Source organism: Pseudoalteromonas sp. SR41-1, assembly GCF_014164015.1.
In the GTDB taxonomy this organism is placed as follows: domain Bacteria; phylum Pseudomonadota; class Gammaproteobacteria; order Enterobacterales; family Alteromonadaceae; genus Pseudoalteromonas; species Pseudoalteromonas distincta.
In genome coordinates this window covers 143,920-156,026 of sequence record NZ_JACJEK010000002.1, presented here as the reverse complement: position 1 = coordinate 156,026, position 12,107 = coordinate 143,920, and the positions used below count along the sequence as shown (strand labels likewise).

At 37.9% G+C, this 12,107-nt stretch carries 12 protein-coding genes and 1 tRNA gene; 4 read left to right on the top strand and 9 right to left on the bottom strand.

The window, feature by feature from the left end; all coding sequences use genetic code 11:
- Nucleotides 1-6: 6 nt before the first annotated feature.
- Complete coding sequence (locus H5118_RS02200) at nt 7-801, bottom strand: helix-turn-helix domain-containing protein (RefSeq protein ID WP_182692930.1); 795 nt, start codon at nt 799-801, stop codon at nt 7-9.
- Nucleotides 802-907: 106 nt separating this feature from the next.
- Here H5118_RS02200 and H5118_RS02195 point away from each other — a divergent pair, with 106 nt between their 5' ends.
- The gene (locus tag H5118_RS02195) at nt 908-2,104 is read left to right on the top strand and encodes an MFS transporter (RefSeq protein ID WP_182747634.1); all 1,197 of its coding nucleotides are present in this window, start codon (nt 908-910) and stop codon (nt 2,102-2,104) included.
- On the opposite strand, the gene H5118_RS02190 is transcribed toward H5118_RS02195, so the two are convergent.
- The 6 genes from H5118_RS02190 to H5118_RS02165 all read right to left on the bottom strand — a co-directional run bounded on the left by H5118_RS02190 (nt 2,093) and on the right by H5118_RS02165 (nt 6,441).
- On the bottom strand, nt 2,093-2,314 hold the full coding sequence (locus H5118_RS02190; RefSeq protein WP_154903460.1) for a hypothetical protein: 222 nt from the start codon (nt 2,312-2,314) through the stop codon (nt 2,093-2,095). The two genes, H5118_RS02195 and H5118_RS02190, sit on opposite strands and share 12 nt — an antisense overlap.
- Nucleotides 2,315-2,411: 97 nt before the next feature.
- Nucleotides 2,412-2,825, bottom strand: a complete 414-nt coding sequence (locus H5118_RS02185; protein ID WP_007377055.1) for a GFA family protein — start codon at nt 2,823-2,825, stop codon at nt 2,412-2,414.
- 234 nt (nt 2,826-3,059) lie between these two features.
- Complete coding sequence (locus H5118_RS02180; protein ID WP_182747632.1) at nt 3,060-4,352, bottom strand: amidohydrolase; 1,293 nt, start codon at nt 4,350-4,352, stop codon at nt 3,060-3,062.
- Nucleotides 4,353-4,752: 400 nt separating this feature from the next.
- On the bottom strand, nt 4,753-5,742 hold the full coding sequence (locus H5118_RS02175; protein ID WP_182747630.1) for a fatty acid desaturase: 990 nt from the start codon (nt 5,740-5,742) through the stop codon (nt 4,753-4,755).
- Between the two features lie 111 nt (nt 5,743-5,853).
- Nucleotides 5,854-6,216 (bottom strand): hypothetical protein, encoded by a 363-nt coding sequence (locus H5118_RS02170; RefSeq protein ID WP_007581481.1) that lies wholly within the window; start codon nt 6,214-6,216, stop codon nt 5,854-5,856.
- 140 nt (nt 6,217-6,356) lie between these two features.
- A tRNA-Leu gene (locus H5118_RS02165) sits at nt 6,357-6,441 on the bottom strand.
- A gap of 360 nt (nt 6,442-6,801) precedes the next feature.
- On the opposite strand from H5118_RS02165, the gene H5118_RS02160 reads away from it, so the two are divergent.
- Nucleotides 6,802-7,812: an SMI1/KNR4 family protein gene (locus tag H5118_RS02160; RefSeq protein ID WP_182747628.1), complete on the top strand. Its 1,011-nt coding sequence runs from the start codon at nt 6,802-6,804 to the stop codon at nt 7,810-7,812.
- Nucleotides 7,813-7,915: 103 nt separating this feature from the next.
- Here the strand turns inward: H5118_RS02160 and H5118_RS02155 are convergent, their stop codons facing one another.
- Nucleotides 7,916-8,614: an NUDIX domain-containing protein gene (locus H5118_RS02155; RefSeq protein WP_182693191.1), complete on the bottom strand. Its 699-nt coding sequence runs from the start codon at nt 8,612-8,614 to the stop codon at nt 7,916-7,918.
- 186 nt (nt 8,615-8,800) lie between these two features.
- Between H5118_RS02155 and prs the strand changes: the two genes are divergently transcribed.
- Complete coding sequence (prs, locus tag H5118_RS02150) at nt 8,801-9,655, top strand: ribose-phosphate diphosphokinase (RefSeq protein WP_182747626.1); 855 nt, start codon at nt 8,801-8,803, stop codon at nt 9,653-9,655.
- Between the two features lie 10 nt (nt 9,656-9,665).
- Entirely contained in the window at nt 9,666-11,261 is a 1,596-nt protein-coding gene (locus tag H5118_RS02145; RefSeq protein WP_182747624.1) for a nicotinate phosphoribosyltransferase, read from the top strand.
- Nucleotides 11,262-11,596: 335 nt separating this feature from the next.
- Here H5118_RS02145 and H5118_RS02140 read toward each other — a convergent pair whose 3' ends face one another.
- Entirely contained in the window at nt 11,597-12,070 is a 474-nt protein-coding gene (locus H5118_RS02140) for a VOC family protein (protein WP_182747622.1), read from the bottom strand.
- Nucleotides 12,071-12,107 lie beyond the last annotated feature (37 nt).

Sequence of the window (12,107 nt, the reverse complement as noted above, 5' to 3'; positions counted from 1 at the left end):
GCTTATTTAAGGGCTAAGCTGATTTAAGTCGCTCATGTATTTCATGGGCGACTTTTTCATTACCTTTTTAAACATAGTAATAAATGCACTCACCGACTCATACCCTAATAACTCCGACACCTGCTGCACACTTTGCTTATCAGAAAGCGCTTTTAAGGCTGTAATTATATGCAATTGCGTACGCCATTTTCCAAATGTCATGCCGGTTTCTTTTTTAATTAACCGCGCTAATGTGCGCTCAGTTAATGCAAACTGCTTAGCCCATTGTGGTAGTGTTTTTCGGTTGTTTGGCTTGTTTATAAGCTGATCGCTCATGGTTTGAATTACCTCGTTTTTAGATAATACAAAATCCAGTGGTTGTACGGGCATATCAATAAGTTGATCAAATAACACCTGCGCTAAACGCGCTGTTTTACTATTTAAAGTATAGTGCTGATTATGCCCAGCCAACTCACACATTAGCTCTTTAACCAGCGGCGTAATGGCTAACGTGCAGGTATTTAACGGCATACCGTTTTTACTACTATCAATAAATAAATGACAAAGCTGCGCGTTATCAGACGCCCTATTGCTATGCACCTTTTGTGCTGGGATCCAAATTGCACTGTGCGTAGGCACCATCCACATTTTTGCCGACACTTCACACGTTACATAACCATGTAGCGCTAAAATTAATTGCCCTTTTGGATGGGTATGCAGTGGTATTTCGTGACTTGCATGGGCATGCTCTATTTTGGCTATTATGGGCTGCGCCATAGTTTCAAAATTTTTAATGTCGTCCCAACCAATTGCATCAAACATAGTTTTGTCTGTTTTTAGTTATTTAATGTCATTATCTCTAAATTATAGTTTTTGCTAAGCCTTTATACTAGCGCCCATTAAGTATTAGCTTTAATGGTCTTCCCTTTTGTTAAATAACACACCTAAATCACGCTTTGCTGGCATATTACTTGTGCTTGGCATATTACTTATTGCCGCAAATTTACGCGCCACATTCACAGGTATTGCACCTGTGCTTGAACAAATTATTAATCACTTTGGGCTTAGCGCATCGCAAGCTGGTTTTTTAACAACACTGCCACTCATTGCCTTTGCCGTTGTATCGCCAATGGCGGCAACTCTTGCTAAAAAGCAAGGGTTAGAGCGCACCTTGTTTGTGGCTTTGTTATTTATACTTGCAGGGGTTGCAGCGCGGGTAATAAATACCTCAGCCATGCTGTTTGTGGGTACCGCTATTATTGGTGTAGGTATTGCTATAGCAAACGTATTATTACCAAGCTTAATTAAGCGCGACTTTCCTGCAAAGGTTGCGTTAATGACCTCAGCCTACGTGCTTACTATGGGCGTGGTATCAGGTGGATTTTCTACTTTAGTATTTCCGCTTAGTCAGTTAAACGGATTAGGATGGCAACTTGCGCTGGGGTCATTAGCTCTTATTACTCTGGCGAGTATTATTGTATGGATGTCGCAATTAAGTAAGCACACTAAACCCGCGAGTATTGCTCAACACACTGACACGTCAAAAAGTGTATGGCGTTATTTACTAGCATGGCAAATTACCCTACTGCTGGGCTTAAACTCGTTTTTAAATTATATAATTATTACGTGGTTACCAAGCATATTAACCGAAACTGGTCACTCAGCTACCCAAGCAGGTGCTTATCATGGTGCTTTTCAAATAGCGACTGCATTACCGGGTTTAATATTAATTCCGTTACTTGCCAAATTAAAAGATCAAAGCGCGCTTAGCTTTATTTTAGCCATGTTGAGTGCACTCAGTGCATTGGGGCTGCTTTACATGCCTAGCTTTGCTTTTGTTTGGACCCTAATGCTGGGCTTTTGCTCTGGGGCATGTTTTATATTGGGGCTGTCGTTTATTAGTTTACGAACTGACGATTCGCAACAAGCAGCGTCGCTTTCAGGTATGTCGCAAAGCGTAGGTTATTTGCTCGCGGCTATTGGTCCTATGCTAGCTGGTGCATTACACACGACTACGGGAAGTTGGAGTGCGCCATTATGGCTGTGCGCTATTGCCGGAGTACTGTGTGCTTTATGTGGTTTAGGTAGTGGTAAAAACACCACTTTAGCTAAATCAGCTAACTAGCTGCTGTAACCACGAAAATAAACCAGACGAAGGTTTACTACTCGCGTGCTTTTGCTCATAGCGTTTATTCGTTACTTCGCGCTGTTCACGGCGCTCTTGTGCTAAATTAGCTTTTGCAGTAAAACGCAAGCGCTGCTCTTGAGTAAGCTCATCATTAAAACTAATGGCTGTTTTTTTCACTGCTCGGCTGCTTTTAGGTGAACTACACATATTATTCTCCAAATGACTGACTTATAAGTAGACAGTCATTTGGTTAAATAAATTTCAAACCGCTTACTAAAAAAGTAATACTGATAACCCCAAATAACTAGTTTTGTGGGGTTGTATCAAACGCAGGTACTTCGTGTAAGCCGCTCAACCAGCTCAATGTTGATTTAGCCCAAATTTGTGCTGTTGGCGTAAACTGATCACGCTGATCAACCGCACCAATACGCAAGCCATATACACGGTCAGCTTTAGCTTCGTTAGTTGCATAAAGTGTTGTACCACATGTGCCACAAAAACCTTGCGCACGCTTGTTACCACTTTGCGCTGTTTTAACAAACTCTTTTGGCTCACCTTGGGTAAATACTACCGAATTTGGCTCTGCAATTATAACGGCTCTAAATGGGCCGCTCGACATACGTTGGCAATCGCTACAATGGCAAACAAGTGCATTGTTATTTTGAGACTTTGCCTGGTATTTAATTTCACCACAGTAACAGCTTCCAGTAATTTCCATTATTTAAATCCTTAATGCTTATGAAGATTGAATCGAGATATAAGACCGGCAGTATCGATTCATTATTTTTAAAATATAAAAAATTGCTCGCCGGTTCATTTGTATATTCGGTTAGGTTTTTAATTTTTGAGAGTGATTTTTTCAAAATTGAGCAAGTGCTACAAACATGATGCGATGTTTTAAATAAAACAGCAATACCACGTTAAGCTAATAGCGTAACGTGGTGTGTTTAAGCTATCTTTTATGTGCGTTTAAATAATCAACAGCTAACAGGCTGAGCGCCTTAGTGCCTACTTTAAACGATGATTCGTCGGCATAAAAATAAGGTGAGTGATTACTAGCCACTGTATTTAAATCTTGCTCACTTGGTGTGCCGCCTAAAAATACAAATACACTCGGCACTTCTAATGCGTAAAACGAAAAGTCTTCTGCGCCGGTTATTTTTCCCATTTCAACTACGTTTTCATTACCTGCTGCTTTTTTAAGGCTAGGTAACATTTGCGCAGTTAACTTTGGGTTATTAATCGTTACCGGATAACCTTCGTGAATATGTACATCTGCAGTAGCACCTGACGATTTAGCAATGTGCGTGGCTGTGGTTTTTATTTTTTCAAATATTTGTGCTCGGTTATCCATATCAAAGTTACGAATTGTACCTACCATTTCGACTTCTTCAGGAATAATATTATTACGTACCCCACCCGCTATCTTACCAAACGAGACAATAGCAGGCTCTTTGGTAATGTTGATTTGGCGACTAACAATATGATTTACGCCTGTTACTATTTGCGCAGCTGCGGCAATGGGGTCAACCCCAGTCCACGGTGCAGAGCCGTGTGCCTGCTTGCCATGTACTGTTATTTCAAACCGGTCTGCACTGGCCATTGCAGGGCCACTTCTATAGCCAATTTTACCGCTGTGCAAACTAGATGTTATGTGTAACCCAAAAGCAGCTTCTGGTTTGTATTGTTTAAATATGCCTTCTTTAAGCATTAACTCAGCGCCCCCCTCTTCCCCCTCAGGTGCGCCTTCTTCTGCAGGCTGAAATACAAACATAATATTACCGTGTAGCTCATCTTTCATGTTTGCAAGCACTTGTGCAGCGCCCATTAGCATAGCCACGTGCGTGTCGTGCCCACAAGCATGCATTATGCCTACATCTACACCACGGTAATTAGTGGTTTTAGTTGATTTAAAATCAACATCTGCTTTTTCAGTAACTGGCAGCGCGTCCATATCTGCGCGTAGCATTACTGTTGGGCCTGGCTTTGCGCCTTTTAATAGCCCCACAACACCTGTATAAGCAATCCCTGTTTGTACTTCCATACCCAGCGACTTTAAGTGCTTAGCGACAATACCTGCTGTGCGGGTTTCGCGATTTCCAAGCTCAGGGTTTTGATGAAAATCACGTCGCCAATCAATAACCTGTTGCTCTATCTTTTTAACTTGCTGATCAATGTTTGCATTGGCATTAAACGCACTAAGGGCAGCAAAGCCCAACGCTATTGAAATTAGTGATTTTTTCATCCTGTTTGTCCTTATTATATTTATTGGTTTTATAATATTGATGAGCACGAGCCCTTATGTATTATTGAGAATATAATTAGTTTGCTCTATAACCACTATTACTGAAGGCTCTACAATAATCAATCCCATTTAAGCTAGATGCCCAACTATGAAGGGCCACTTCGCTTTTCACTGGTTTTATCTATTTTTAGTTTAAAGTTTTAGCGCTAATTAAGCCTACCACTTTTGCTTTTGTTGATTTAAAAATGGCACTAAATAGTCCACCAAAGCGCGGACAGTTGGGCTTAATAAACGTTGCGATGGATAGAGTAAATTCACGGGTAATGGGCTTGGCACATAATCGCTATTCAAACTATAAAATAAGAATAGCAATGTAGAACCTCCCTTATGTTGGGGGTAATTATTTATATGCATTCGCATTTTTAATGCTGTCAAAATCATTAAAGCGCACGTTGTGCTGCGCCATTACTCTAAGTATTTTTTTACTTAGCATTTGGCGTAAATAAAACGGCTGATTTGGCACAAAATGATGAATGGTATGCGTTTTACCAAAGTTAAAACAAAACAAGTGAAACGGCATGAATAAACGACTCGTTAGTACATGAGTTTGTTCAAGTATGTTATTAACGCCACCATAGTAATGCATGCTTGAGGTAACAAAATTAAGCGAACTTGAACGAATAATATTAGGCACAATGAGCACAACCATTAAAAATTCAAACACATCCATTGTACTTAACAACCAACTAGGTGAATTTAGCGAAAGTGGTATAAATAAATCAACAATATGAAATATAATAACGCTATATAAAACAGCAAAATACGCAGTCGCTATCGGAAATCCCGCATTAAAAACACTCGAAAAACTAAAGCCATTAATTTCTTTTTTAAAACGTTTAGTAGAAATAACTAACCCTAATAACCCATCTACAATAACTAGCGCACGTAAAAATGGATTTTTAATACCGTTTCCCACCAAGCGTTCTTCTAGGTCTTGTTGTGTGCCTGAGGTTTTGTGATGGTGTAAATGCATTTTACGTCGGTACCATGGGCTAATAGTATTTGGCCGCATTAACCATACTGCTAACATCATAAAGTTATGCATGAAAGGCTGATTGCTAAAGTATTGTTTATGTATAAGGTCGTGCTCTAACTCATGGGAAATAGACGCAGCAATAGCCGCAAGCACTATACACACCCAAGCAGGTATGATGGCTAAATAATATAAAACACCAACACCAATTAATGCGCTAAGCGATAGCAATAAAATAATTAACCCTAAGGTATTTTGATGTGCAAGTAACGGGTGCTTTTGACGAAGTGATGCTTCCTCTGCCTTAATTGCTTTAACAATCGATTGAATGTTCTGTTTGGCAGTTAATTGGGTCATGATTATTATTTATTTTAGAGTAATCTATTAATTACTATCATACCTTAATCAAATGCATGTTAGAAATTGATAGTTAAATAGCTACCGTTGGCAGCTATTTAAAACTAAAAACTACTTAGTTTTCGTATTATCCACCTCATAGATTGGATTACCTTCAACTTCAAAGTAAGACTGTCCATAAATTAATGGGATATACCACTGCACAACTTTAACGGTAACATTTGAAAGACCCACCGCCGAAGGCGTTTGCTCGATAGCATTATCCATAGCCTCTTTCATGTTAGATATTCCTGTTGGGAAAATTAAAACAGTATGTTTAACATCCTTACCAACCACACGTGTGTCATAATCAACTTTGTGATTGCTATTTGTATGATTCATATTTTTTGTAGAGGCAATTGTAAAATCACCAATACGGTGAGTACAACCAGATAAAGCCATTGCACCAACCAACAAACCAATTACTTTTTTCATTACTCTTCCTTTGCTTCATATTTACTACCCAACTCTTGGGCGACTTCTAAATTTAGTAGCTTGATACCTAAAAATATAACTATGACCATTAATCTTAGGCATAAAAAAACCCCAACCAATTTGGTTGGGGTTATAAAAAGTGGTACCAGCGGGCGGACTCGAACCGCCACTCCTTTCGGAAGGGGATTTTGAATCCCCCATGTCTACCAATTTCATCACGCTGGCGTCATTTTTCTTTAACCTTCTAAACACGAGAAGATAAAGAAAAACCACTTTAGAGCTAAGGATTATTTATGTGCCTTTGTCTCTATGCCAAGCATTATACAAACAATAAGGTTAGCGGCAAGCGTTTTATGACATTAGCGCGATCAACCGCTTAACAATTAGGCAACCATTAACATTTGAAAGAATGTATAACTATTTAAAGCCCAGGACTAAATAAACCCTAAATACAATGTTAAAATATCTAGGTTTTTTAGATAAACGTTGTTACCTCCAATAACTATTCTTCACTCCCCCCTGTTTCATGACAAAAAATATGTAATGTAGCGGTGAGTGTGTCACCTTTAAAATGGACTTTATAAAATGGAAAACATAATAACTTACACTGAAAATTTAAAAGAAAATAATTGGGTTGATTTTAACTTTGATTTAATAAAAATAAATACACTGCCAGGGTTTGAAAATTTAGATGGCTTTGATGCTATGGATATTTTTAGCGAAGCTATTTTTAAAGAAATATATAATCTAACAGCAAAGAGTACGTTAAAGTTACTCATTATTACCCCAGATCCAACGTCAGAAAAAGCGTATGGTATTGCTTTTTTACAGGACAAAGAAATTTTAACCATGCAAGTAGAAGCAACGCCTCTATTTAATCAGTGGTTTAGCTCAATTAATGACGATGCCTCAACACCTAAAGTATATACGTTTACAAGTAATAGCAGCTCAAGTCGCTCCCTTTTTAACAACGAAAAAGAACTCACTCATAAAGGTATGGGAGAGTTTATTTGTAGCCAAGTTCCAAACAGCTTTATTGCTGAAAAGTTAACCAAAGAAAAAGCGGACTTTTTAACGCCATTTATTGAGCTTAATGCATCTGATAACTTTGAACTAATTGAACAATATTTTAAAGCGTTGGTAAAACAAAATAACCTCAATGTTATTGAGCCCAAAAACAACGATGCTATTTATGCTGAATTTGAAAACGAAGCCGGCTTTGCATTGCCAGCTATACTAAAATCGTTTTTGACACTCCATGATGGTGTCGAAAATACAGCATTTATGGATGCTCAACGCATTTTAAAAGAGTGGCGCGACTGGCAGTCTATTTATAATGAATGGACTCAAGAAGAGTTATTTGATACCGATAGTGAAAACAATGTAAAAACCTTACCTATGTATTTTACCCCTTATTGGGTGCCATTTTTTAATCTGGGAGGAGGGAATTTTATAGCATTGGATTTTGCACCAAATACCAAAGGCACATCAGGTCAAGTAATATCATTTGGCGCAGATGAACAAAGTGCCATTTACGAGGCTGAAACGTTAAGTGAGTTTCTAAAAGGCTTTATTACTGCAGATAGCTCTGAATAACTTCATCTGAATAACTTCAATAGCTTAAGAACTTACTTTAATAGCACTTACCTGAAGTAAAAAAGCGCTCTTATGATTACTTTAAGAGCGTTTATTTAATTTACTAGACACTTAAATTACGTTCAAAGTTTACAATATCAACACCGGCTTTTACTTTATATAACTGCGCTAAGCGCCCGCCAGATTTAACTTTTTCACCCAGTGTTTCAAACATGTCAGCAGCTTCAATACGTCTAATTATACTTTTACGCTGAACAGGTTTACCTATAATGGTTTCAATGACTGACTTAAATTGCCCTACGGTAAAATGCTCTGGCAAACAATAAACCGGCGCCATTGAGTACAACGCTTTTTGTTTTAAACGCGCTTTAGCTTGTTCAATAATATACTTGTGATCAAAAGCCACTGGTAAATCATTAACTTGTTCAACATCAATCCACTTCGCATCATCAACTGTTTCTATGTGGGTTGATACTTGCGCCTCTGCAATTAATGCAAAATAAACTAAAGTGACACTAAACCCTCTCGGATCTCGATTAATGCCAGAATATGTTTGTAACTGCTCTAAATATTGAGGCGCTACACTGGTTTTTTCTTTAAGTTTTCTAAGCGCAGTCATACTCACGCTATCGTCAATATCTACGTCGACAAACCCACCTGGTAGTCCCCATCGACCAGAAAAAGGTTCGTTCGCTCGCTTAACCATCAGTACTTTTAGAGCGTCATTCTTAACAGTAAATAGCACACTGTCGACTGTAAATAATGGGTTTTTGTATTCGGTAATATCGTAATGATTAGTCATTGCATACCCATGCAATATTAATGTCTTAGTGACACAGTAGATTAAACACATCTCAATTTCAACCTACAGTAAAATTACAGACAATACACAAGTTCAGCTAGTTAGTTTAAAAAATAACTTGATTACTATAGGAACATTTGATAATTTAATTGTGTCGCTAGGACACAAACATTAAAAGGACAAAAAATGAAAGTATTTAGCTATGACTCAACAGGAAGTAAATCGTTAGTTGATTATGAAAATTTCACTTTTTCTGGTGGTGAAGAGCATATCAGATTTAACGCCGCTAATTTTTCAGGCTCTATAAAAATAGAGATTTTTGAACGACTAACCACCTCTTCAAAAATGGTTAGATTAATGATTGCTGTAGATGCGTTAAAAAGATTAACAAATGACAGCACGCCTATCGAACTTGTTATTCCCTACTTTCCTTATGCACGCCAAGACCGTGTTTGCGTTGAAGGAGAAGCTTTAGGCGCTGCTGTTATGGCTAACTTTATTAATAGCTTAAATTTTTCAAAGGTTACTATTTGGGATGCCCATAGCGATGTATCCCCAGCTTTAATTAATAAGGTAACCAATGTTGAACAAATTTCGTTACTTGAGCGCTCTGAAGAACTAAGCCAAAGACTCTTGCAAGGCGAATTAACACTCATCTCTCCAGATGCGGGAGCAAGTAAAAAAACCATTAAAATTTCAGAAAAGTTCAATGGCATACCTGAGGTTATACAAGCTCAAAAAGTGAGGAACTTAAAAACAGGCGAAATAATTAAAACCGAAATTATTGGCGATGTTAAAGGTAAAAGCGTGCTTATTGCCGATGATATTTGTGACGGCGGAAGAACCTTTATCGAACTTGCCAAGGTACTAAAAAGTAATGGCGCGGTTGAAATTTCTCTTTTTATTACTCACGGTATTTTTTCAAAGGGGCTTGATGTTTTTGAGGGCCTGATAGACCGTATTTATACAACAGATTCGTTTAAACCGGCTAATGAGTTTAAAAATAGTAACACTATTAGTTTACAAATAATTGAGATGTAAGGAAAACACCATGACTATTACAGCTGCAAGTATGCAAAAAGATGTTTATAAAGAATTCCATAGCCGCGCTTATCATCCTGACGTAAGTGAGGTTTATGCAAACTTCACATCAAGAAGCGGAAAACTTAGCAATATAGAAAATAACGATAAAGTTGCGTTTGTTGGCCTTCAATACTTTATTAAAAGTTATCTTTTAGAAGAATGGAGTGAGTTTTTTAAAGCTGATAAAGAAACCGCAGTTGCTAATCACAAACGTATTATGAGCTCAATGCTTGGCTATACAGTTGATGTAAAGTATTTAGAAGACTTACACGATTTAGGTTACTTGCCATTAAAAATTAAAGCATTACCGGAAGGAACGCTAGTCCCTTATTTAGTACCTCCTATGACGATAGTAAATACTAAAGCTGGCTTTCAATGGTTAACAAATATGATTGAAACAGTATTGAGCTGTGAAAACTGGCCAATACAAACCAGTACTACAACTTCTGTTGCATATTTAAAAGTATTCAAAGAATTTGCACAAAAAACAGGAATGCCTATGGAATTTGTGCCGTTTCAAGGGCATGACTTTAGCTTTAGAGGTATGTTTGGCAAACACGCTGCGGCAATGAGTGGCTTTGGCCATCTAGCATCAGGGCTGGTAGGCACAGATACCATTCCCGCTGTTTTATTTGCAGAAAAATATTACGGAGCAAATGCAGATAAAGAGCTAGTTGGCTGCTCTGTTGATGCAACTGAACACTCGGTTACCTGCTCATGGATTATGGAAGGTGAAATAGAGTTTTTTAAGTACTTAATGAAAGAGCAATCACCAAAAGGGATTTTAAGTGTTGTATCTGACACATGGGATTTTTGGACACTTGTTACTGACTACTTGCCTCAGTTAAAAAGCGAAATAATGGCGCGCGATGGCACCCTAGTTATACGCCCTGACTCAGGCGACCCTGTTAAAGTATTAACGGGCTACAAAGTTTCACCGGTATCTGATTACAAAGAGTTATTTGAAACACAAAAAGAGGCTGAAAAAGAGGCTATTCTAAATGGCTTTGAGGCATATCGCTTTAACGGTCAATATTATGGACTTGAAGATAACAACACCATTGAACTGATGGAATGTGAAGTTAAAGGACTTATAGAATGCCTATGGGATATATTTGGCGGTACAACAACATCAAAAGGTTATAAACTGCTTGATGATCATATTGGCGCTATTTACGGCGACGCAATAACACTAATCCGTCAGCGCCAAATTTTACAACGCCTCATGGATAAAGGGTTTGCATCAAAAGTAGTGCTTGGTATTGGCTCTTACAGCTACCAATACGTAACACGTGATACGCATGGCTCTGCTGTAAAAGCAACTAGCGTAGTTAAAGCTGGTGAACGTTTGGCTATTTTTAAAGACCCAAAAACTGACTCAAAGAAAAAGTCGGCAAAAGGGCTCTTAAAAATAGACAGAGTAAATAACGAGCTCACCTTATTTGATGATGTAACTGAACAAGAAGAGGCAAAAGGGTTATTAGAAGTCGTATTTGAAGACGGTAAAATAGTTAAAGAAACCACCCTTAGTGAAATAAGAAACTTAATAGATAAACAAATTTAGGGCTTATTCGTATTAAGTTGATGCCTTGAAAATTTATTACGGACCCACTAATTTAAAAGCCGCTGTAGTAATACTACGGCTTTTTAATTTGTAATAGATACAAGATCATCAGACCGTGCTGGCCTTTGAAGATTGAAAATCATTCAATCTAACGACAATTTAATTGCCCTTTAGCAGAGTCTTTCGGGCACTGCACGTTTGAAATTTATAAGTTGCTATCGCAAGTTTGTAAAAAGTAACTAAACAACTAACTCCAGTATGACCTACTACTATTTACCTTTGTTAACACCAACACGCTGCCGTAAATTTAACCTCGAAAGGTTAACACGCGCTAATTATGCGTCTTGCTCTTGATTTGTTATATCCCCAATTCGATTATTTAACTCTTCGTCACTAACATCTTCTTTGTGTGTACCAATGATCCATATATGACCAAATGGGTCTTGTAGTGTGCCGGTCCTATCACCATAAAACTGGTCATGTACGGGTCTTATTAGTGTTGCACCAAGCTCAATTGCTTTTTTAAACACGGTATCAACATCTTCAACATAAAGCATAAGGCTTAGCGCTGTACCACCGAGTTCTTTTGGGTTTTTTAAATGCTCTTCAGAACCATTATCTGAAAGCATAATATGCGAATCACCAATTATTATTTCTGCATGGGCTATTCCACCATCAGGTAAAGGCATCTGCATTACGTGTTCAGCACTAAATGCATCACAATAAAAATCTATCGCTTTTTGTGCGTCATTCATAATTAAATAAGGTGTAACTGAATGAAACCCTTTTGGTATTGCTGAGACTGCCATAATATTCTCCTTTACTTACGCGGTGATTTTTAATATT